21 protein-coding genes are annotated in these 22,666 nt (G+C 46.2%); 15 read left to right on the top strand and 6 right to left on the bottom strand.

Annotated features, from left to right (window positions below; translation table 11 throughout):
• Window positions 1-80 precede the first annotated feature (80 nt).
• Both IV64_RS08430 and IV64_RS08425 read left to right on the top strand, forming a co-directional pair.
• Window positions 81-1,517: an amino acid ABC transporter substrate-binding protein/permease gene (locus tag IV64_RS08430; RefSeq protein ID WP_057706807.1), complete on the top strand. Its 1,437-nt coding sequence runs from the start codon at window positions 81-83 to the stop codon at window positions 1,515-1,517.
• Between the two features lie 2 nt (window positions 1,518-1,519).
• A complete protein-coding gene (locus IV64_RS08425; RefSeq protein ID WP_057706806.1) occupies window positions 1,520-2,254 on the top strand; it encodes an amino acid ABC transporter ATP-binding protein in 735 nt (244 codons plus the stop codon).
• Between the two features lie 43 nt (window positions 2,255-2,297).
• Here the strand turns inward: IV64_RS08425 and IV64_RS08420 are convergent, their stop codons facing one another.
• Together IV64_RS08420 and IV64_RS08415 are read right to left on the bottom strand one after the other, a co-directional pair.
• The gene (locus tag IV64_RS08420; protein WP_057706805.1) at window positions 2,298-2,858 is read right to left on the bottom strand and encodes an LURP-one-related/scramblase family protein; all 561 of its coding nucleotides are present in this window, start codon (window positions 2,856-2,858) and stop codon (window positions 2,298-2,300) included.
• Between the two features lie 24 nt (window positions 2,859-2,882).
• Complete coding sequence (locus tag IV64_RS08415) at window positions 2,883-3,752, bottom strand: Cof-type HAD-IIB family hydrolase (protein WP_057706804.1); 870 nt, start codon at window positions 3,750-3,752, stop codon at window positions 2,883-2,885.
• Window positions 3,753-3,866: 114 nt separating this feature from the next.
• On the opposite strand from IV64_RS08415, the gene IV64_RS08410 reads away from it, so the two are divergent.
• The 4 genes from IV64_RS08410 to IV64_RS08395 all read left to right on the top strand — a co-directional run bounded on the left by IV64_RS08410 (window position 3,867) and on the right by IV64_RS08395 (window position 6,657).
• On the top strand, window positions 3,867-4,559 hold the full coding sequence (locus IV64_RS08410) for a uracil-DNA glycosylase (RefSeq protein ID WP_057706803.1): 693 nt from the start codon (window positions 3,867-3,869) through the stop codon (window positions 4,557-4,559).
• Window positions 4,560-4,581: 22 nt separating this feature from the next.
• Window positions 4,582-5,559 carry a phosphate acetyltransferase gene (gene pta / locus IV64_RS08405; RefSeq protein ID WP_057706802.1) on the top strand — a complete coding sequence of 326 codons (978 nt, stop codon included), beginning with the start codon at window positions 4,582-4,584 and terminating at the stop codon, window positions 5,557-5,559.
• A gap of 114 nt (window positions 5,560-5,673) precedes the next feature.
• Complete coding sequence (gene tsaE / locus IV64_RS08400) at window positions 5,674-6,135, top strand: tRNA (adenosine(37)-N6)-threonylcarbamoyltransferase complex ATPase subunit type 1 TsaE (RefSeq protein WP_057706801.1); 462 nt, start codon at window positions 5,674-5,676, stop codon at window positions 6,133-6,135.
• 6 nt (window positions 6,136-6,141) lie between these two features.
• Window positions 6,142-6,657 carry a GNAT family N-acetyltransferase gene (locus IV64_RS08395; RefSeq protein WP_057706800.1) on the top strand — a complete coding sequence of 172 codons (516 nt, stop codon included), beginning with the start codon at window positions 6,142-6,144 and terminating at the stop codon, window positions 6,655-6,657.
• A 206-nt stretch (window positions 6,658-6,863) separates the two neighbouring features.
• Here IV64_RS08395 and IV64_RS08390 read toward each other — a convergent pair whose 3' ends face one another.
• Together IV64_RS08390 and IV64_RS08385 are read right to left on the bottom strand one after the other, a co-directional pair.
• On the bottom strand, window positions 6,864-7,400 hold the full coding sequence (locus tag IV64_RS08390) for a 3'-5' exonuclease (RefSeq protein WP_057706799.1): 537 nt from the start codon (window positions 7,398-7,400) through the stop codon (window positions 6,864-6,866).
• A 75-nt stretch (window positions 7,401-7,475) separates the two neighbouring features.
• A complete protein-coding gene (locus IV64_RS08385; RefSeq protein WP_057706798.1) occupies window positions 7,476-8,231 on the bottom strand; it encodes an exodeoxyribonuclease III in 756 nt (251 codons plus the stop codon).
• A 97-nt stretch (window positions 8,232-8,328) separates the two neighbouring features.
• Here IV64_RS08385 and IV64_RS08380 point away from each other — a divergent pair, with 97 nt between their 5' ends.
• The 4 genes from IV64_RS08380 to IV64_RS08365 all read left to right on the top strand — a co-directional run bounded on the left by IV64_RS08380 (window position 8,329) and on the right by IV64_RS08365 (window position 13,063).
• The gene (locus tag IV64_RS08380; RefSeq protein ID WP_057706797.1) at window positions 8,329-9,231 is read left to right on the top strand and encodes a Gfo/Idh/MocA family protein; all 903 of its coding nucleotides are present in this window, start codon (window positions 8,329-8,331) and stop codon (window positions 9,229-9,231) included.
• 111 nt (window positions 9,232-9,342) lie between these two features.
• Window positions 9,343-10,248 carry a UDP-N-acetylmuramate dehydrogenase gene (gene murB / locus IV64_RS08375; RefSeq protein WP_057706796.1) on the top strand — a complete coding sequence of 302 codons (906 nt, stop codon included), beginning with the start codon at window positions 9,343-9,345 and terminating at the stop codon, window positions 10,246-10,248.
• Window positions 10,249-10,280: 32 nt separating this feature from the next.
• Entirely contained in the window at window positions 10,281-12,413 is a 2,133-nt protein-coding gene (locus IV64_RS08370) for a cation:proton antiporter (protein WP_057706795.1), read from the top strand.
• A 137-nt stretch (window positions 12,414-12,550) separates the two neighbouring features.
• Entirely contained in the window at window positions 12,551-13,063 is a 513-nt protein-coding gene (locus IV64_RS08365; RefSeq protein ID WP_057706794.1) for a MarR family winged helix-turn-helix transcriptional regulator, read from the top strand.
• A gap of 46 nt (window positions 13,064-13,109) precedes the next feature.
• On the opposite strand, the gene IV64_RS08360 is transcribed toward IV64_RS08365, so the two are convergent.
• Window positions 13,110-13,760, bottom strand: a complete 651-nt coding sequence (locus tag IV64_RS08360) for a DUF1361 domain-containing protein (RefSeq protein WP_057706793.1) — start codon at window positions 13,758-13,760, stop codon at window positions 13,110-13,112.
• Window positions 13,761-13,943: 183 nt separating this feature from the next.
• Between IV64_RS08360 and cdaA the strand changes: the two genes are divergently transcribed.
• From cdaA to glmM, 3 genes are read left to right on the top strand one after another with little or no spacing between them, the layout of a single operon-like run.
• On the top strand, window positions 13,944-14,786 hold the full coding sequence (gene cdaA / locus IV64_RS08355; protein WP_057706792.1) for a diadenylate cyclase CdaA: 843 nt from the start codon (window positions 13,944-13,946) through the stop codon (window positions 14,784-14,786).
• Entirely contained in the window at window positions 14,783-15,760 is a 978-nt protein-coding gene (locus tag IV64_RS08350) for a CdaR family protein (RefSeq protein WP_057706791.1), read from the top strand. Before cdaA ends, IV64_RS08350 begins: the two co-directional genes overlap by 4 nt.
• 26 nt (window positions 15,761-15,786) lie before the next feature.
• On the top strand, window positions 15,787-17,142 hold the full coding sequence (glmM, locus tag IV64_RS08345) for a phosphoglucosamine mutase (RefSeq protein WP_057706790.1): 1,356 nt from the start codon (window positions 15,787-15,789) through the stop codon (window positions 17,140-17,142).
• Between the two features lie 119 nt (window positions 17,143-17,261).
• Here glmM and IV64_RS08340 read toward each other — a convergent pair whose 3' ends face one another.
• Window positions 17,262-19,112 carry a collagen-binding domain-containing protein gene (locus IV64_RS08340; protein WP_057706789.1) on the bottom strand — a complete coding sequence of 617 codons (1,851 nt, stop codon included), beginning with the start codon at window positions 19,110-19,112 and terminating at the stop codon, window positions 17,262-17,264.
• A gap of 690 nt (window positions 19,113-19,802) precedes the next feature.
• Between IV64_RS08340 and glmS the strand changes: the two genes are divergently transcribed.
• A complete protein-coding gene (glmS, locus tag IV64_RS08335; protein WP_057706788.1) occupies window positions 19,803-21,620 on the top strand; it encodes a glutamine--fructose-6-phosphate transaminase (isomerizing) in 1,818 nt (605 codons plus the stop codon).
• Window positions 21,621-21,793: 173 nt separating this feature from the next.
• Entirely contained in the window at window positions 21,794-22,615 is an 822-nt protein-coding gene (locus tag IV64_RS08330) for a Cof-type HAD-IIB family hydrolase (RefSeq protein ID WP_057706787.1), read from the top strand.
• Window positions 22,616-22,666: the final 51 nt, after the last annotated feature.

Below are 22,666 nucleotides of genomic sequence, written 5' to 3'. Positions count from 1 at the left end.
GAGTTGGTGGTAACGAATGATTTATGTTATATTTTATGACATACCAATCCGGTAGAATGAATTAGGAGGTCTCACAATTGATGAAAAAATGGCAAGTTGCAATTGTCATGTTGTTAGCGGCACTGGGTAGCTGGTTTACAGTTGGCACTCAGGCGCAGGCGAAAACGTACACGATTGCGACAGATACTACCTTTGCGCCGTTTGAATTTCAGGCCAAAGGCGGTAAGTATAAAGGGATCGATATTGATATTTTGAATGCGATCTCGAAAAAAGAAAATATCAATTATAAGTTAAAAGCAATTAGCTTCGGGGCCGCCGTTCAGCAGCTAAGTGCCAACCAGGTTGACGGTGTGATTGCTGGGATGAATATCACGCCTGAACGGAAGAAGACGTTTGACTTTTCAAATGCCTACTACACTTCCGGGGTCGTTATGGCCGTAGCTAAGGATAGTAAGATCAAGCAGTTTAGCCAGTTAAAAGGTAAGACTGTCGCACTAAAGACCGGGACGGCTGGGGCGACTTACGCAAAGTCCATCCAAAACAAGTACGGGTTTAAGATTAAGTATTTCAATGATTCTAATAATATGTATAACGATGTTAAGGTTGGTAACTCAGCCGCTTGTTTTGAAGATTACCCCGTTATGTCTTACGGCATCAAAAACGGCATTGCGCTGAAGATCGTTTCTAAGCAATACGAAGCCGGTGATTACGGTTTTGCCGTTAAAAAGGGTAAGAACGCTAAGTTGTTGAAGAAGTTCAACGCCGGTTTAAAAGCCATCAAAGCGGATGGGCAATATAAGAAAATTGTCGATAAATATTTACATTCTAGTGAATCATCATTGACCGGTGAAACGGCCAGCAGTCGGACCTTTATTGGACTGTTTACCCAAAACTTAGGAACCATTGGTAGTGGGTTATGGATGACCTTGGAATTAACGGTTATTTCTATTATTTTAGCAACTGTTATGGGCTTGGCCCTCGGTGTTCTGGGTGTTATGCCGGGTAAAGTTGGTCCTGCCATTTCAAGTACGATTATCTATATTTTCCGGGGGATGCCACTAATGGTGTTGGCGTTCTTCATCTACATCGGGTTCCCAGACTTAATTGGGCACGGGTTTAAGATTCCAGCGTTCATTGCCGGGATGATAACCTTGATGCTTAACGAAGGGGCTTATACCGGCGCCTTCGTTAAGGGGGGCTTTCAAGCCGTTGATGATGGTCAGATGGAAGCGGCCCGTTCGTTAGGGCTACCGTATTGGACTGCCATGCGTAAAGTTATTATGCCGCAAGGGATTCGGATCATGATTCCGTCATTTATCAACCAATTCATTATTACGTTGAAGGATACTTCAATCCTTTCCGTTATCGGGATCGTTGAATTAACCCAAACGGGGACGTTGATCATTGCACGGAACTTCGAAGGGTTTAAGATTTGGCTCATGATTGCGATTATCTACCTTGTAATTATCACGTTATTAACTTGGCTTTCAAACTGGGTTCAAAGGAGGATCAACTAAGTATGGCTAAAGTGATCGTCAAAGATTTACACAAAAGCTACGGCGACAACGAAGTTTTAAAAGGGCTTAACTTAGAAGTCCAAGATAACGAAGTGGTTTGTATGATTGGCCCGTCTGGTTCAGGGAAAAGTACCTTCCTACGTTGTTTAAACGATTTGGAAATTCCAACCCAGGGTCAAGTCGTCATTAGTGGTTATGACTTGTCAGACAAAGGCACGAATATCAATTTAGTTCGTGAAAATATTGGGATGGTGTTCCAACATTTTAACTTGTTCCCGCATTTATCGGTCTTACAAAACATTACGTTGGCGCCGGTCCAGTTAAACAAGGAATCGAAAGTGGAAGCTGAAAAAACAGCACGTGACTTATTAGCCACGGTTGGGCTGTCAGACAAAGCGGACGCGATGCCTAAATCCTTATCTGGTGGGCAAAAGCAACGGGTTGCGATTGCCCGGGCCTTAGCAATGCATCCAAGCATCATGCTATTTGACGAACCAACCTCCGCTTTGGACCCTGAAATGGTCGGCGATGTGTTGGACGTTATGAAAAAGTTAGCTGCAAAAGGGATGACTATGATCGTGGTTACCCATGAAATGGGATTCGCAAAGGAAGTTGCGGACCGCGTCGTTTTCATGGCAGATGGTTTGATTCAAGAGAGTGGCAAACCAGATGATTTATTCGATCACCCGAAGAGTCCACGGTTACAAGACTTCTTAGAAAAAGTAATTAATGTGTAAAAAGCATATCAAAAAAACGTCGACCAACATTGGCCGACGTTTTTTAGTTTTGCGGTAATTTGTGATGAAGCGTATAGTTGCTTTCCCCAAAGTTGATTTGGAGTCCGTCACTTGATAACGCTGATGAACGGGAACGATTCGTTGGTTTTTGCCAGTGGTCGAGAATCGCTGCGATACAAATACACAGTGGTTCCGTGGAATGTTCAGTAATGGTTAACTCAAACGCTTCGCCATTACTGGTGACAACTGGGCGCATTGTCATGACCAATTCGGTCCCGTGATAAACGCGGTACGTTTCTGAATTGAGACTTCCCATAATAATCCAGCGGAGCTTCCGCACGTAGATCATTTCATGCCAAAAGCCCAGTGTTTTACTGATGGAGCCGACGTTTTGACGATTATAATACAACTCAAACTTTGGTAATAGTCCGAGTGTGGTCTGTCGGATTTCAGCAAGTAGTTCGCCACGGATAGCGTAGAGACTAAGCGCGTCCTGACGCCGTCCCCAGCGACCTACGAGTAAGTAGTGAGACTGGTTATGTTCATCACGAACGACCCGTGCGCCCTTGGCAAAGCTATTGCGGCTGAAATATAATTTACGCATTTTCAACCCTCGTTTCCCGGTGAACTATTGTTGCGCGAGCACTTCCAAAATAGCCTTACCAACCCCGTCATTGACGTTGGTATCGGTCACCCGACTGGCTAACTGTTTCACTTCATTGGTTCCGTTACCCATTGCGTAGCTGATCCCAGCAACTTTGAGCATCGAAACGTCATTGTTATTGTCGCCAATGGCCATTACGTCGGTCATTGGGGTGTTGAGCATGTTGGCATAGCGTTCAACGGCAATCCCTTTTTGGGCGTTGATATTGTTGATTTCAATATTAGACCGCGAAGACGAAGTGATCTTTAAGGATGAGTGCTTAGCTAATAATTCATCGCTTAATGGCTTGAGCTTAGCGGGCCCTTCCTGACTAAACGTAATGATTTTCATGACGTGCTTGGTCGGGTCGTTCAGTAATTCGTCGTAATTATCGACGTAGTTAATATCCATCAATTCAAGGCGGGCCGACGCTAAGGTCACGGCAATCTTAAACGACGTATCCGGATTTAAATTGGTCAGTAGGTGGGCAATTTGTTCGATTCGCTTGGCTTTATTATTCGAGTAAATACCATCATTACCAACCACTTCAAAATAGTAGCCCCGTGAAATTAACGTGTGAAAAATAGCCCGTGAAACGGTCTTAGTAATGGGAACCATGTCGAGCATTTTACCAGAAGCATCGTAAACTTCTGCGCCATTTAACGTAATTAAAGGAGCGGTAATTCCTTGAGCGGCCATGAGTGGTTGAGCTTCAGAGTAGCGACGGCCAGTGGAAACGATGAAGTGGACGCCTTGCTGCTGCGCTTGACGGATAGCATCGGCATTAAAATCCGAAACGGTCATTTCGTTGTTTAATAACGTGCCGTCCATGTCAGAAGCGATAATCGAAATCATGTTGTCACATCCTTAGTTGTCTTAATAGTTACATTTTAACATGTTTAGGAGTGAATTCAGAATTATTATCATTACCGGTTTTTAGTATGCTACAATAATGTAGAGGTGTTAAGGATGAAAGCGTTTATTCATACGGACTGGTGGGACATTTTGGAGCCCCAATTTGAGGAGCCTTATTACCAGCAGCTGCACGAATTTTTAAAAGAAGAATATCGGACGAAAAATATTCATCCGGATATGTATAATATTTTTCAAGCCTTTGAATGGACGCCGTTTGCCGACACAAAGGTCGTTATCTTAGGCCAGGACCCGTATCACGGTCCCAATCAGGCACACGGATTGAGCTTTTCCGTTTTGCCCGGGGTTGCGGTACCCCCATCGCTGGTCAATATATATAAAGAATTACAGGATGACGTTGGCTGTACGCCAGTCAATCATGGTTATCTAGAGAGTTGGGCTAAACAGGGCGTTTTACTATTGAACTCGGTCCTTACGGTTCAAAATGGCATTGCCTTTTCACATGCCAATAAAGGCTGGGAACAATTGACGGATTATGCAATTCATCAATTATCTGAACGGCCAACACCGGTAGTCTTCATTCTCTGGGGTAAAGCAGCTCGTTCCAAAATTAAGCTGATCAATACGGAAACGAACGTGGTGTTACAAGCACCACATCCAAGCCCGCTGTCCGCTTACCGGGGCTTCTTTGGTTCCAAACCATTTTCTAAGACTAACATTGCGTTAGAATCATTTGGCGAACAGCCCATTAATTGGCAACTTCCAGAACACGTCAGTATAAAAAATTAATTTTTTATTGGAGGGTCATTTCATGGATCTATTTACATCATTGGCACAAAAAATTACTGGTAAAGATCAAACCATTGTTTTCCCCGAAGGTACGGAACCCCGGATCGTCGGTGCTGCGGCACGGCTTGCTGCGGATGGATTAGTTAAACCAATTGTTTTAGGCGCTACGGACAAAGTCCAGGCGGTTGCTAAGGATTTGAAAGCCGACCTTAGCGGTGTTCAAGTGTTAGACCCAGCTACATATCCAGCCGCTGACAAGCAGGCGATGTTGGATTCATTGGTAGAGCGGCGCAAGGGTAAGAATACCCCTGAACAAGCGGCCAAGATGCTTGAAGATGAAAATTATTTTGGAACGATGCTCGTTTATATGGGCAAAGCTGACGGGATGGTGTCTGGTGCCGTTCATCCAACCGGTGACACGGTGCGCCCAGCCTTACAAATTATTAAGACTAAGCCCGGTTCACACCGGATTTCTGGTGCGTTCATCATGCAAAAAGGTGACGAACGCTACGTCTTTGCGGACTGTGCCATTAACATTGACCCAGATGCAGATACGTTAGCCGAAATTGCGACGCAAAGTGCTCACACCGCTGAAATCTTCGACATTGACCCAAAGGTTGCAATGTTGAGCTTTTCAACCAAGGGTTCGGCTAAGGGTGACATGGTCACCAAGGTTCAAGAAGCAACTGCGAAGGCCCAAGCGGCTGAACCAGATTTAGCTATCGATGGTGAACTTCAATTTGACGCTGCCTTTGTTGAAAAGGTTGGCTTACAAAAAGCGCCCGGTTCAAAAGTTGCCGGTCACGCCAACGTCTTTGTATTCCCAGAACTACAGTCCGGGAACATTGGCTACAAGATTGCCCAACGTTTCGGTGGTTTTGAAGCGGTCGGCCCAATTTTGCAAGGCTTGAACAAACCGGTCTCCGATTTATCGCGGGGTGCCAGTGAAGAAGACGTCTACAAAGTTGCCATTATTACGGCGGCGCAAGGATTAGCATAGCCAAATTAAGTAAGAGTAATTTTAAAACGGGGGAACTTCAGGACTTGTACTTTGAAGTTTCGCCCGTTTTTTTTATAATGAAAACAGTATGTTAAATGAGGAGATGGACATTTTATGAATTCGATGACGGTAACGTCCCCGGAAGAAACGATGCAACTGGGTGAACAGATTGGTCAGTTAGTGCAGCCAGGTGATCTAATTTTATTGGATGGTGACCTGGGCGCGGGCAAAACAACCTTTACAAAGGGGTTAGCTAAGAGTTTGGGAATTCCCAATAACGTTAAAAGTCCAACCTTCACCCTGATTCGCGAGTATCATCAGGGACGTTTGCCACTGTATCATATGGATGTCTATCGTTTAGAAGACGGCGGCGCGGAAGATTTAGGACTGGATGAATATTTTGATGGTGACGGTGTGAGCGTTGTGGAATGGTCTGAATTTATTGCTGATCTTTTGCCGACAACGTATTTGCGAATTGCGCTGGAACGCAACGGTGCCACTGATGATGGTCGCACGATTACGTTAACGCCGCACGGGGCGCGCTATGATCAGCTTGTGAGCCAGTTGAAAGGGTGAGCAACCATGGCAGAGGAAGTTGTGGATGTCCGACCAGCAGTGCCAAGTGACGCTGCTAAGTTGTTACAATTATTGAAGCACCTGTCCCATGAATCAAACACCTTTACGGCGGATGAGGGCTTAGGTGCCATTAGTGAGCAGGAAGAACGGCAACAAATTGAGCAAATTACCCGGACTACGACCAACATGATTTTCGTTGCGGTCTTAGATCAGCGCTTAATTGGTGTTGGGACGGTCCAAGCGACGGAAGGTTTGGTTGTTACTGAGGGCGAGATTGGGGTCGCCGTACTTAAAGAATTTTGGGGGATGGGGCTTGGTGCCGCGTTAGTCGAAGAGTTGATTAATTGGGCGCAGGATTTCAGTACTTTAAAGCGACTTGTTTTGACGGTGCAACTCCGCAATGGCCGCGCTATCTCTTTGTACGAACACCTAGGATTCGAGAAGAGCACGCCGAAACCGTACGACGTGCTCGATCCAACGGGTGAAAAAGTCCCCGCCATCGACATGGTATTGCCGGTCTAGATCGTCTTTTAGGTATAACTGATTTTATAAAAAAACGTGTGTCAAATCGCAAATAATCGCAGTTTGACACACGTTTTTAAGTTAGTCGCTTCGGCGGACAGAACCGTCTCCCTTAGCAAACCAAGGCTGTCCGGCGCAGCGGCTAATTTGGAAATAATGACTATAGTTATTCTAGTATTGATAGTAATTTCATACGCTTTAATCGTTTAGCCTTGGACGCGTACGAACGGTTTAAGCTGTTCAGTACCGAACTGCTGAGCTTCAGTTAACAAGATGTTAGCGCAGGCTAAGCTGTCGTCCAAGGCGTTGTGGTGGTGTTGAAGCTCGATATTGAGCGCATCACACATCGTGTCTAATTTGTGGTTTGGGAGTTCAGGGTAGAAACGTTTACTCGTTTTGACCGTATCCATGGACAGGTACTCCGGCGCGCCAATACCGTAGTGCGCCAGTGTTTGGCGAAGTACGCCAGTATCGAACGGCGCGTTGTGAGCGATCACCAACCGGTCCCGTTGGAAAAACGGCGCGATGTGGTCCCATACTTCTGGAAACTTGGGGGCCGAAGCAACGTCAGTTTCGTGAATTCCGTGGATTTGGACGTTCCGCCAGAAAAAGTCACTTTCAGGCTTGATCAGGGTGTAAAATTCATCCGTGACCTGACTATTGCGGACAATCGTAAGCGCTAGGGAACAAGCACTGTCCCGCTTGGCATTCGCAGTTTCAAAATCCATTGCGACAAAGTTCAAAGGTGCCACCACCGTTTCTAAAGAATTAAGTTAATCCTACTAAGGGATTGGTTGAATTTCAAGTTTGCGATTCGATTATAGGCGAATATCTAATTCAACGGGACAGTGGTCGGAACCATAGACGTCGTTTAAGATGCGCGCGTTTAGTAACCGGTCCTCAAGTTGGTTTGACGTGATGAAGTAATCGATCCGCCACCCCGAATTATTATCACGTGCGTGGAACCGGTAGCTCCACCAAGAATAAATTTCAGTTTGGTCCGGGTAAAAGTGCCGGAAAGTATCGGTGTAGCCGTTCGCCAACAGACGATCGAACTTACCGCGTTCTTCATCGGTGAAACCAGCGCTGTGATGATTACTCCGCCAGTTCTTTAAATCAATGTTTTCGTGAGCGACGTTGAGGTCCCCGCAGAAAATCAAGGGCTTCTTCGCGCTTAAACTATTGATGTAGGTTAAAAAGGCGTCTTCCCAGCTTTGCCGGTATTCGAGGCGTTTAAGCTCACCACCGGAATTAGGGGTGTAGCACGTTAAAACGTAGTAGTCGGGGTATTCCAGTGTGATGACCCGGCCTTCCGTATCGTGTTCGGGAACGCCGATACCGTACGTGACATTTAGTGGTTCACGTTTGGTGAAAATTGCGGTACCTGAGTAGCCTTTGCGTTCAGCGTAGTTCCAATATTGGTGGTAACCGGGGAGGTCGAGGTCAATTTGGCCCGCCTGTAATTTGGTTTCCTGAACGCAGAAAAAATCGGCGTCTAACTGGTTAAAAGCGTCGACGAAGCCGTGCTTAACGGCGGCTCGGAGACCGTTAACATTCCAAGAAATAAGTTTCAAGAGCGATTCAGACCTTTCGTAAAGAAATTGTGGACGTTATGAAGTCCGTAATATATTTATTGTACCGCATTTGCGGGATGAAAATGGAGGAACAGACATGCTAAAAATTGGGGTTATTGGTTTAGGAAACATCGCACAGAAAGCGTATTTACCAGTATTCGCTGGTATGCAAGATCAATATGAATTTCACTTAACGACCCGTAACCCGGAGAAGCGGGAGAAGTTAGCGGCTAAGTACGGGTTTCAAAATACGCACGCTAACTTGGATGAACTGATTGCGGTTCACCCGGCGGCCGTCTTCGTGCATACGCCAACGACGACCCACGCGCCCATTATTCGGCAACTCTTAGAAAACGGGATCAACGTGTACGTCGATAAACCGGTTGCGACTGATTTGCAGGATGTTCAAGCGTTGTACGATCTTGCTGCGAGTCGCCACCTGATGCTGACCTGCGGGTTTAACCGCCGTTTTGCACCGCTTAATCAACAACTCAAGGCGTTACCTGATAAACAGATGATCACGGTTGAAAAAGTTCGCACCACGGGCGGCCAAGATCCAGAGACTGCGGTGTTTGATTTGATGATCCACGCGGTTGATACTGGCCTATTCTTGTTGGATGAACCGTTGGCGGCTACGGATGGTCGCATTTTGCAGACGGAGACGGGTGCCTTAGGACAGGGGTATCTCACTGCGCAGACGAGTCGCGAACAGCTCCAAGTCGTCACGAATATGTATGGTGGCGTTAACCTTGAACAGGCGACGGTTCAGACAATTCACGGCCGGGCTACGGTTAATGATTTAAGTACTTTGACGCAGTATCAGACGGCACAAACGCAAACAACGGCTTTTCCTGACTGGGAGCCAACGTTGGAAAAACGCGGCTTTGCACCCCTGATTCGGGCGTTTCTGACTGCGGTTACTACCCACGGCGTTAACCCGGTTGACCCAACGTCTGCCATTACTAGTCACGCGGTGTGTCGTCATTTATTAAGCCGTTAAAAAGTGCTAAAATTAGATATTGACTGGCGCAATTGGTGGTGTATCTGATGACCGCCAGCGCAGTCTTAAATTTAAATAATTATTAAATGAAACATGAAAGGAACTTCCACCATGACCAAAGATGTCTTGGCCACTTTTCCAGCCATTGAAATTAAAAAGAATGAAGCCCTTAGTCACTATACGAACACTAAAACTGGCGGTCCCGCTGATTACGTTGCGTTTCCAAAGTCCATCAGTGAAGCAAAGGCGCTGATCGAATATGCCAATGCCGAAAGCATGCCACTAACGGTGATTGGAAACGCCAGTAATTTGATCGTTAAAGATGGCGGTATCCGTGGCTTGACCATGATTCTTACTAAGATGAACCAGATTCATGCGAGTGAGAATCACGTGGTAGCCGAAGCTGGTGCGGCGATGATTGAAACGACCAAGGTCGCGTGTCACGCTAGCCTTTCAGGGCTCGAATTCGCCGCTGGAATTCCGGGAAGTGTCGGTGGCGCGATCTTTATGAATGCCGGTGCTTACGGTGGTGAAATTAGCGAAGTCGTTGAAGAAATAACTGTTTTGACGCGCGAAGGCCAGTTGAAGACTTTATCCAATGCTGACTTGGACTTCGGGTACCGTCACAGTACGGTTCAGGATTACGATGATACGGTCGTTACCGCAACGTTTGCCTTAACGCCGGGCAAGCAAGATACGATTCAAGCCCAGATGGACAAGTTAAATACGCTACGGGCGGCTAAACAACCCTTAGAATGGCCCTCTTGCGGGAGTGTCTTCAAGCGCCCAACCGGGTACTTTACGGGTAAACTGATTCACGATGCCGGGTTACAGGGGCATCGTATCGGTGGCGCCGAAGTGTCAAAGAAGCACGCGGGCTTTATTATTAACGTGGACCACGCAACTGCTACGGACTATATGGATATGATCCATTACGTTCAAAAGGTTGTTTTTGAGAAGTTTGGTGTCCATCTTCAAACCGAAGTTCGGATTATTGGAGAAGACGTCACGAAGTAAGTTTTTGTCAATTGAACAAGGGGGGCAACCACGTGCCGATTATAGAATTAGTGATTTTATTGGCATGTTTAGTGCTGCTGTCGAACGTGTTGAGCCACTATCTAGTCGCAATCCCGGTCAGTTTAATTCAAGTCGGGCTGGGTCTAGGAGTGGCTTTATTGCTAAATATACAGGTTAACCTGCAAACGGATTGGTTCATGCTGGTCTTCATTGCACCGATGCTGTATAACGACGGCCGCCAATTTCCAAAACAAGAATTATGGGAACTACGCGGGGCGATTTTTGCCAATGCAATCGTACTCGTCTTTATTACAACGATTTTAGGCGGATTTTTAATTCACGTTTTAATTCCGTCGATTCCGCTAGCTGTTAGTATTGCGTTGGCCGCCATCTTGTCGCCAACCGATCCAGTGGCGGTCCAGTCGATTTCAGAAGGGGTCAAGCTCCCGAAAGAAATCTTGCATTTAGTTAGTGGTGAAAGTTTGATCAACGATGCCAGCGGGCTGATTGGCTTTAAGTACGCATTAGCAGCGGCCGTCACTGGCAGTTTTGTTTTGAGTCAAGCCGTGGGCGACTTTTTCTACATTAGTTTAGTGGGACTAGCCGTGGGATTAGCGTTAATTACGTTGATTCAGGTCGTACGCGATATTTTACGGCGTGAAGGAATCAACGATACGGTCTTTAACGTCGTTTTACAGATTTTAACGCCGTTCGCCATTTACTTTGTCGCTGAAGAATGGTTTCACGCTTCCGGCGTGGTCGCCGTCGTTGCGGCGGGCGTTTTGTCGCACATCCAAAACTCGCATGCCGACGAAGACACACCGGAATTACGGTTAGTTACCGAAAAAGTGTGGAACGTTATCGTTTACTTATTGAACGGAATCGTCTTCTTAATCTTAGGAATTGAACTGCCCGTCGCGACTCAAGCAACGATCAAAGGGTCACACACCAACACGTTCCACGCCATTTTTGACGTGTTGATCGTGTGGGCGATTTTACTTTTGATCCGGGTCGCGTGGACCTACGTTTACATGTTGTTTAACTGGTTACGAGATCATAACAAATCGAAGCCGAGTCTTCGGATCGCCACTTTGTCTGGGTTATCCGGGGTTCGGGGCGCCATCACGATGGCCGGGGTCTTTACGATTCCAACGGTGATTGCGAGTGGCGGGGCGTTTCCTGAACGGGCCTTAGTGCTGTTCATTGCGGCCGGCGTGATCATCGTGAGTCTGGTGGCTGCCGCCGGAATCTTACCGTTAATGGCTTCCCGCTCATTACCATTCATGACGCGGGGGTCTAGTTTAGATGACGACGATGCGGTGTTGGCAAACGGCCCTGATGAGCCGGATGAGGACGCGGGTGATCAGCCGGACCAAATTGGTTATAAGCAAGCCCGAATCTACGTTTTACAGTTGGCAGTTCAAAACATTGAAGAACACCGCCGACCTGAAAATCAACGCGCGGCTTATGATTTGATCCTTGACCAACAGTTTCAGATTCGCCGCTTAGAGGTGGCATCGCAAACCGCTGATCAGTTAGCCCCTATGCTGACTGATGAGATGCAATTACGATTAGTCGCTTTGACTGGTGAACGTCAGGCCGTCGAAGAAATGCTAGCTAATAAAGAAACGTCGAAGTTGGCGGCACAGGCTTACTTACGGCGAATCGATCACCGTGAACAACGGTTAGAGCGGGCGACGCATCGTGCGGGTCTCCCAACGTTGCGGTCACTACGTGTGCTGGTATACCGCTGGATGCAAGATTTACGCCTCTGGTTATCGCCAGCGGATAGTGACAAATTACGTGCTGAACAGTTAGAGATTCAGCGGGTCGCGTCCAAGGCGGCCATCAAAGCGCTGTCTCAATATTTAAAGCAGACGACCGTCGATGAACAACAATTTGATCGGCAGGCCTTGTATCACCTGATCGTTCATTATCGTAATCGAATCGAAAGTGCGAAAGCGGATCATAGTTTGTCACGGGCAGATTATGAGCGCCAGCTGCAAACCTTGCGCATTAAAAGTTTGGGTGCTGAACGTGCGGGCGTTCAACACTTGTTAGAGAGTGGCCGGATCAATTTACGGACGGCTGCCAAGTTACGTCAATTCATCAATTATTCCGAAAACCTGTTAATGCTTAACGACATTGATGCTAACGATGAATAATTACATTAAAATGTTGTAAAAGAGTAGTTCTAGGTTATAATGATGTAGAGTAGTGTTAATAGTAAATGGTTATGCCTGCCAATTAATCATGGGCTTTAAAGAACTGTTTTAGGAAAGAATTTGCGGGGGGACGTAACATGACTGAATCAGAGATCCACGAACAATTCGTGGAGACTTACATGCACATTTTGAAATATATTGGGGACTTTGTGTCGGTACCAACTCGGCCGTACAAGATAACATTTGAAGCTTATATCGTCATGCGTATGATTGCGACTAGTGAAGAACCGTTAACGTTGGTTAAAATTGCCAATCGACAACGGGTTTCGCGAAGCGCCATCGCCCGTCAAATCAACGTACTATTAGACTTAAAGTATATCGATCAGACGACTAACGCTCATGATCGCCGTATCAAGTATCTATCACTGACACCAACCGGCTCCCGCGTTGAGCAATCAATCACGGCGGCATCGGACGAACGGTTTCACCAATGGATGCAAGTTTACGGGGAAAAGCGTGCGGGCGATACCTTACGCTATATCACGGACGCTGAGAAAAAGGCGACTAAACTAGGCTTTAGCGGCTTCAGCGGGTTACACGATAAGCGTGGCCGGCATGCTGAGTATACCGATCCAAAGGTAAATAACTAAGTCAATTTAAAATAGCAAGTGCTTTGCCAGGATGGCAGAGCACTTGCTATTTTTGATTAGTCGTAACGCTGGTAAAGCGCCACGTTGCGTATATTAATAGTTGTAAGCACCACATAATCAGTACGAATGCGAGCATCTTAGGGGACCACATGTCGACTAATTGATCCACGATGTACTGGGGTGTAATTAGTAGGTAAATCGAATGCAAGCGTAAGAAACGGCCGACGTAAACGCCGATGCCTGCAAACAGGAAGAGGACCACGCTAATGAGCTCGCGACTAACTGGTAATTTAGTGAGGTGTAGTCGGCGAGTACATTCCTGTGCGACTTGGTCAACACCCCAAGTTCCAACAATGATGGAGACCATCATCGGTCCAATGAGGTAGGCAAATTCACGCCACATTTCAAGGTTGAACCGCAACATGCCATTGACGCCGTATGGGTGTAGCAGACTGAGATGGAATAAGTCCGTCATCAGGTACGGGGCGTTGGGATAGAATAGTAACCAAATGACGCCGAGCACCCAGAAGGTCCAGTTACTTCGCCGCTTGGTTAGCCAAAAGCTGAGTTCAATCGGCACGTAGGCCAAGACAGTATTCAACAGTAAGAAGCGAAAAGAGTTATGCAATTCAAGCGCTGCAAAACCGATAAAGGTCCAGTAAACTAACCGAATCAGCCAGCGCTGAGTTCTAGTCATTTGATCACCACGCTTTCAACATTAATTTTAACAGAAATATTAAATAAACTATATTAAATAACTACCGAATTAATATTAATTCAAAATATAATCGAATTCCCGTTCTTGTTTGAAATCAGGCAACGTGAGGGGGAACGCCGTGCTATAATGTGAAAGTAAATAATTTTCATAAGGAGGAGGATCATGAACTTCAACTGGAGCGCTTTATTGACAGTGCAAAACTTTGTCCGGCTCCTTGACATTCTTGCGGTCTGGTTTGTGATTTATGAGTTGATCGTATTGCTGCGGGGAACCAAGGCCGTTCAACTCTTCCGGGGAATCGTTGTTATTGCGATCGTTAAGGCTGTGAGTGTGTTTATCGGCCTTGATACGGTTTCATGGATCATGGACCAAATCATTAATTGGGCCGTTATTGCAATCGTCATTATTTTCCAGCCCGAAATTCGACGAGGGTTGGAGCATTTAGGGCGTGGCTCGATTTTTATGCGTGGCAAGCGTCAAAATGAAGACGAAGAACGGATGATTACCGAATTGGATAAAGCCATTCAGTACATGGCTAAGCGTCGAATTGGGGCCCTGATGTCCATTAAGTTGGACACTGGGTTGGAAGATTATATTGAGACTGGGATTGCCCTTGATGCAGATATCACCGGCGAATTACTGATCAACATTTTTATCCCGAATACCCCGCTACATGACGGGGCGGTGATTATCCAAGATAATCAAATTAAGGTGGCTGCAGCTTATTTACCGTTATCGGAAAGTAATCTCATTCCCAAAGAATTAGGAACGCGTCACCGGGCTGCCGTGGGTATTAGTGAAGTAACGGATGCCTTGACGATCGTTATTTCTGAGGAGACTGGTGAGGTTTCGCTCACGAAGGATAACGAATTGATGCGGGGGATGACGCGTGAAAATTATTTGCGTTATTTCCGTCAAGTCTTGCTTACACCAGAAGATCAAACTCATCAAAATGCGATTCAAAATTGGTTTGCACGCATTTTCGGAGGGGGTCCTCGTAAATGAAAAAATTCATGGATAGTGCCTGGGCAATGCGCCTGTTAGCGTTAGTTTGTGCCTTAGTTCTATTTGCATACGTTAACTCACTAAAGTCTTCTCATAATACGAGTATTTTAACAAATAGCTCGTCTAAGACCACGTTAACTTCGAATCGAAAAGTGACCATTAATGCGCCACTGGAACTAAACGTCAACAGCACCAAGTACTTTGTGACCGGCTACCCAGAAAACGTTAAAGTAACGATCGAGGGGCCGGCAGCGTTGGTGACGACGACTGCGAACACCCAGAATTTTAAGGTGTACGCCAATTTATCTGATTTGTCAGTAGGACGTCACAGCGTTAAAGTTCAAGTTGATGGGCTTAATAAGGAACTTAGCTATTCGTTGAATCAGAAATATATCCATATTAATATTCAACCCCGACGAACGGCGACGTATAAAGTCCGCGCTGACTTTAACAAGTCAAACGTTGCGGCGGGATATGAAGCTGGGACTGCTCGGTTAGGCACTTCGTCCGTTAAAGTGACGGGGGCCGTTAGTGAGGTTAGCCGCGTTGCGAAGGTCGTTGCGGTCGTGAATACCGTGAAGAATTTGCAAAAGTCGGTGAACCAACAGGCGATGATTGAAGCCTTAGATGCTAATGGACAGACGTTAAATGTTGTCTTAACGCCATCGACGACTTCGGTTTATATTCCAATCAAGCAGGCGGCGACAACGAAAGATGTGCCGGTTGACTTGAAAGCCAGTGGTAAGACGTCGGCGGACACCAGCTATTCGTTCTCAACGGATACGAAGTCGGTGACCGTCACGGGAACTAAGGCGGCGCTGGCTAAGTTGTCGTCGTTACCGGTTGATGTCGATGTCTCAGACGTGACGTCGAATACGGAAAAGACGGTCAAAGTTTCAACGGACGATGAAGATGATATTTCGTCGGTTAGTCCGACATCCATTAAAGTTAAAATTACAGTTAAAAGTAACTGATTATTCTGAAATGAGGTAAATTAACAATGAAATATTTTGGTACTGATGGGGTTCGTGGGATTGCAAACTCAGGTTTGACTCCTGAATTAGCTTTTCGTTTAGGTCGTGCTGGCGGTTACGTGTTAACCGAACACGCTGAAAACAAGGAAACCCAACCACGGGTTCTAGTTGCCCGTGATACACGGATTTCTGGGCAGATGTTAGAAGAAGCGTTAGTTGCTGGACTATTATCCGCTGGGATTGAAGTATTGCGCTTAGGCGTGATTACAACGCCCGGAGTAGCTTACTTAGTTCGGATTCAAGACGCCGATGCCGGGGTCATGATTTCTGCATCCCACAACCCGGTTGAAGATAACGGGATTAAATTCTTTGGTGGTGACGGCTTTAAGTTGTCAGACGCGAAGGAAGAAGAAATTGAAGCGTTACTTGAACAACCAACTGATGATTTGCCACGGCCAGCTGCCGAAGGGTTGGGAACGGTTGCCGACTTCCCAGAAGGTAACTTGAAGTATTCTCAATTCTTGGAACAAACTATTCCAGACGACTTGAGCGGGATTCATTTGGCCGTTGACGGTGCGAACGGCTCAACGAGTAATTTAGTTTCACGGATCTTTGCTGATTTAAACGTGGACTTTGAAACGATGGCGACTTCACCAGACGGTTTAAACATCAACAAGGGCGTGGGTTCAACCCATCCCGAAGCTTTATCGAAGTTCGTTGTTGAAAAGGGCGCCCAAGTTGGGTTGGCTTTTGACGGTGACGGTGACCGGTGTATCGCAGTTGATGAATTAGGAAACATTATCGATGGCGATAAGATCATGTATATTTGTGGGAAGTTCCTCAGCGAACGCGGCAAGTTGAAGAAGGATACCGTTGTGACGACTGTAATGAGTAACATCGGTTTATACAAAGCCTTAGAGACTGCCGGTTTACACAGTGAAAAGACCCAAGTTGGGGACCGTTACGTGGTTGAAGAAATGTTGAAAGACGGCTTTAACCTTGGTGGCGAACAATCTGGTCACGTGGTCTTCCTTGATTTCAATACGACCGGTGACGGGATGTTAACTGGGATCCAACTCTTACACGTGATGAAAGAAACTGGTAAGAAGTTATCTGAATTAGCTGGAGAAGTAACCACTTATCCACAAAAATTAGTTAACGTTAAGGTCCAAGATAAGAAGGCTGCTTTGAACAACGAAAAGATTCAAAGCATCATCAAAGAAGTCGAAACGGAAATGGCCGGTGAAGGTCGCGTCTTAGTTCGGCCTTCAGGGACCCAAGATCTACTCCGTGTTATGGCAGAAGCCAAAACCGAAGAATTAGTTAGCGCTTACGTTGACCGTATCGTTGACGTGGTTAAAACCGAAGTTGGGGTTGACTAGTTACTTGGTAGAAATCCATTAAATCATAAAAATTGCCGCCTGACAGAATGCTGTTGGGCGGCAATTTTTTAGTATCAGCTAAAGATTGAAGGCTGAATTTAGACTTTTCAACCTTTAGGTCAGTTAGAACGTGTTCGGGGATGGCGGTACCAACCAATCCCCAGAGCAATGAGGGTCAGGCAGAGTCCGATGACTGTCAGGATAATTGCCTCTTGTTCATCGGTTTGCGGCAACCGATGCAGGTTAGCGGCTGCTAATCCCCGTGACCGAACGTTAGCAAGCTGGGTCGCGCGAACCGGGTCATTGGCGGCTTGTGCTTGTTGAATGTGGCGGTCGAGCGTTTTTAGCGCTGGACTCGCGCTGCTTTGGCTAGTCGGTTGAGCCAATGTCTGCGTCAGAGCAGTGTCAAGCTGTTCAACTGCTGGGTCGTCGCTAACCGGCGTCAAGGTAGCTGGTTGATCCGGCACTTTGATTGTCGTGGTGCTTTGGGTTCGCTTAGTTGGCGCGTCTAAAATTTTATCCGCTGTTTTTGACTCAGTTTCTTTTACAACCGTTTCTTTTCCTTGAGTTGATTCGTCTGGTTCTTTAGTCGTTTCTTTTTCCGGGGCAGGTGTTTCCGGTGTTACTAAGTCTTCTTTTTCGGGATCGGGTTCAGTGGCAGTTTCTTTGTCTTCATCTTCAGGATCGGGTTCAGTGGCAGTTTCTTTGTCTTCATCTTCAGGATCGGGTTCAGTAACGGTTTCTTTGTCCTCATCTTCAGGATCGGGTTCAGCAATGATGTCTTCGTCTTCTTCCTCGGGATCGGGTTCAGTAATGATGTCTTCGTCTTCTTCTTCAGGTTCCTGCTCGTTACCTGAATTGTCTTGTAAGTCCCACCGATGGCTTTCGGCTTGGATCAAAACGTTGTTGGCAATTAGGTTACCATCCATATTTTGATTAGCCACTAAATTTCCGTGTGGGAGTAAGACACTCCCTTGTGAAGTAGCGTTGACGGTCAGGGTTCCCGTCACGGCTTGCTGACCGTTGTGGAAATTCCAAAGTAAGTGGTTATCGCCAAAGTCGTCAGCGTCCTTATTACTTCGCTCCGTCCCATCTTGGTAGATGATTTTGATAGGACTATTCACAACGTAGTCCGCGGCGCCGGTATCAACGTTGAAGATGACGGTGGGACCGTTGGGGGTGTCTGATAAACCTTCGATAATCAGTGGTCGTGATAAGCTGAGTACTTCTGGCGTTAAGTTGATTACGATTTGACCATTTACGGAGCCCAGTTTTGACACGTCGATGACCCGGTTGTTTTCATCCGTAAAGTCAGCGTTGCTAAACTGCGCCTGCGGGGACGTTTGACTGAGCGTGAGGTTTAGCTGAGATAAGGCTGCAAACTCGGCGTCAAAATCAAGGTAGACTTGACCAGGTTGATCCTGATAAACCTCATCCGCAACTAAGTGGCCAATATGGACGTTGCTAATTAGGGGCCGTTTTGGGTCACTGATGTCGATGGGGATGGTTTCACCAAAAATCACTTTATTACAGCGAGTTGGCCCTGCGGAAACGAAACAACTTCCGGTAATCATTTTGATGTTTTGCAAGTAGGTAATATCGCGGTCCAGCAACTCGAGTTTATTAGTTGTTCCGAAGTCAACGTGCCCAGTTAGTGTTTGGACGGCCAAGTTACCCGCGGTGTGCGTTTTAAGTTCCGCTGCCCGGGCAAAGATGTGAAATTGCGACGCAACGCCTAAAACGTTTTGTAAGTTGGGGTGGTCCTCATAGACCGTACCGCCACTTTGAATGGTCGGTTGTTCAGTCGCTGATGGTTGTACTTGTTCGGTTGCGGGCTGTTCAGAACTGTCAGTGGCCAGTACGGTGGCTGGCATTAAGCTGATTCCGCTAGCAAAGGCGAACGTCGCTACCAAGATTCGGAAGACGTGCCGAGCTGCAGTCCAGTAGTTTTGCTGAAGTTGTCGTTGCATGTCAATACACCTCGCTTGTTGGGTGGGCATCTAACTACAGGGTATCATTAAAGTATGGGGTAAAACCGCCTTTCTATCAGAAGGAGTGTGAACGTGTGTGATTACATTCACATATCTTATCAGCCCAATCATATATAAGCACTGTTTAAATGTCAATATTAATGATAACTATTAGTTTTAATTCATGAATAATCTCCATGTTAATTGATAACAATTACTTTTTAAAAATAAATAGGATTATATTTTTATGTTTATATGTAATAACCTAGATGTGAAATAGGAAGCTTATCGGTTGCGAGCGTCTGTTTAAACCGTAGACAAATATCAGAAATTTGTTGAAGTAGCTACCAGCCTTGAAATATAAGTAATTTAATTGGTATATGGATAAACTAACGTGTATACCAATGCAAATTATTGTTGACAATTATCCCTTACAAAGTTAAAGTTAACTTGTTTCTAGGAAATATACCAATGGGAGGATAGACTAGACCAATTTTCAATTGGTTCAATTGGAATAGCGCCAGGACTTTAGGTTTTAAAGTTGACGAGGATGACGTTTATCGACAATCGACGGGTGACGTCAGGGACTGCACTCTACAGGGTAATTACAAAAACCAGTTGTGAGACTGATGACAGATATTTTACCCACGCAGCTAGAAACAATTCAAAACAGTAAAGGAAGATTATTTTATGTGTGGAATTGTTGGAGTTACCGGTAAAGACAGCGCAGTATCAATTTTATTGAATGGTTTGGAAAAACTAGAATATCGTGGTTACGATTCAGCTGGTATTTATGTTAATGACCAGGACGGCCATGATTACTTAGTTAAGGAAAAGGGCCGGATTGACGACTTGCGCAAAGAAGTCGGGGCCAACGTACACGGTTCAACTGGTATTGGTCACACCCGGTGGGCAACGCATGGTGCACCAAGTGTTGCAAACGCGCATCCCCAAGTTTCAGCGGATGGCCGTTTCTACTTGGTTCATAACGGTGTGATCGAAAACTTCCAAGATTTGAAGAGTCAGTACTTAAGTGACGTTACTTTCAAGTCTCAAACGGATACCGAAGTTATCGTGCAATTGGTTGACCGCTTCGTCACCAAGGAAAACTTATCCACGCTGGATGCCTTCCGCAAGACATTAGGCTTGTTAGGCCGTTCATCATACGGATTCTTGTTGATGGATAAGGAAGATCCTGATACGTTGTACGTGGCTAAAAATAAGAGCCCGTTGCTAATTGGGGTTGGCAAGGGCTTCAACGTTGTCTGCTCAGACAGTTTAGCTATGCTTGACCAAACGAAGGATTACATGGAATTACACGATGGGGAAATCGTTGTGGTTAAGCCAGACGAAATCAAGATCACAAACCAACAGGGTCAATCCGTTGAACGGGACACGTTCCACGTTGATATTGATGCTGCTCAAGCAGATAAGGGTACTTATCCCTTCTATATGTTGAAAGAAATTGATGAACAACCAAACGTGATGCGTAAGTTGTCACAAGTTTATTTGAATGATGACGGCCAACCAATCATTAACCAAGAACTCTTGGATGCCATTAAAGCAGCTGATCGGTTATACATCGTGGCAGCCGGAACGAGTTACCACGCTGGTTTAGTCGGTGCGAAGTTATTTGAATCCTTAGCTAACGTGCCAACTGAAGTTCACGTTTCATCCGAATTTGCCTACAACCAACCATTGTTGTCAGATCATCCGTTCTTTATCTTCTTGACTCAGTCCGGTGAAACTGCCGACAGTCGGGAAGTCTTACTGAACGTTAACGAACAGAAATTCCCAAGCTTGACGATTACCAACGTGCCTAACTCAACGTTGTCACGTGAAGCAACCTACACGTTGTTGCTACATGCGGGTCCTGAAATCGCGGTAGCCTCAACGAAGGCTTATACGGCTCAGATTGCTTTGGAAGCTATTTTGGCTAAAGCGTTAGGTGATGCCGACAACCAATCAGCAGCAAAAGACTTTAACGTTAAGAAGCAGCTGGCCTTGGTTGCTAACGGGATGCAAGGGTTAGTTGACGAGAAGAAGTCCTTCGAAGCCATTGCTAAGGCCGATTTATTGCATACGCCAAACGCGTTCTACATTGGCCGGGGCTTAGACTACGCGGTTTCATTGGAAACGGCGTTGAAGTTGAAGGAAATCTCATACGTTCAGGCGGAAGGATTTGCTTCTGGTGAATTAAAGCATGGGACGATTGCGTTAATCGAAAAGGATACCCCAGTTATTGGGATCATTACGCAAGCCAACACTGCAGCGTTGACGCGGTCAAACTTACAAGAAGTTGCCGCTCGGGGTGCCAAGACGATTACGATCGTGAGTGAAGGCTTGGCTAAAGATGGTGATACAATCGTGTTACCAGCCGTAGACGAACGGTTGACGGCATTACTTAGTGTTGTGCCTGGTCAATTACTTGCCTACTACACGAGTCTTACCAAGGGGTTAGACGTGGATAAGCCACGGAACCTTGCCAAGAGTGTCACGGTTGAATAAGCTTAGAATGTAAGTGTTCGAAAAAGTGCTTCTTAGAAACTTAACGGTTTCTGGAAGCACTTTTTCTAGTTTTAGGTGATGGTCATTTTTTGTCATCGCGCGAAAACGAGTATAATAAAGATTATCTATCACGGGAAGGTCCCGGGATAAGTGATAATGAGGGGGAACTTTTCGTGTCCATTAAGTTAATTGCGACCGATCTCAATGGCACCTTGCTGCGTGCCGACCAAAGCTTTGACCAGGCGCGTTTTAAACGGGTCCTTAACGGTTTAAAACGGTTAAATATCCCACTGGTGTTGTCTTCTGGAAACCAGTATGCGCACTTACAACAGCTGTTTGCGGATGTCCTCGCAGATAACCTTGTCATGGTGGCGGAAAATGGTGCGTCGATCTATGCGCGGGGTCAGCAAATTTTTGATGGTAGTTTGACCGCTGAGCAGCAGCATCATTTTGTGACTGTCGATCGGTTCCAGGACTTATTCAAACACGCTTATTTGATTTTAGTCGGTAGCCACGGTTCCTATACGGAAAATGGTGCGCCCGAAAAGTTAGTGGCGATGGCACGTCAATTTTATGATCATTTACAGTTAGTCGAAAATCTGGATACGGTGGACGATCGTATTAAGAAGATCAGTGTGTCGACAATGCCAGCCGCGGCCGCAACGTTAGTTGAACAACTCAACGCGTACTTTGATGGCCAACTGCGCGCACATGACAGCGGGTACGGTGTGGTCGATCTTGTGGGACAACACGTTGGCAAATTACCAGCAATTCAGTTTTTAGCCCAACGCTGGGGGTTAAATGCTGATGAGGTGATGGCGTTTGGCGACGGGGCCAATGACGTGCCGTTGCTTAAATACGCAACGCACAGTTATGCCATGGTCAACGCGCCGGCGGAAGTGCAGGCGGTGGCCAATCACGTGACTGCGCTGGATAACGAACACGCCGGGGTGCTTGCAACTATTGAAGAACTAGTCTTGGGAAAAACAAATTAATCCAGCTATTAAGTCGATATCAAGTGGTTCTAGTGAACGAATGGGGAATAT

This window comes from Lactiplantibacillus xiangfangensis (assembly GCF_001438845.1).
GTDB classification, from domain to species: Bacteria; Bacillota; Bacilli; order Lactobacillales; family Lactobacillaceae; genus Lactiplantibacillus; species Lactiplantibacillus xiangfangensis.
Note: the sequence above shows the minus strand (reverse complement) of the source record. Positions and strands in the feature narration are given on the sequence as shown.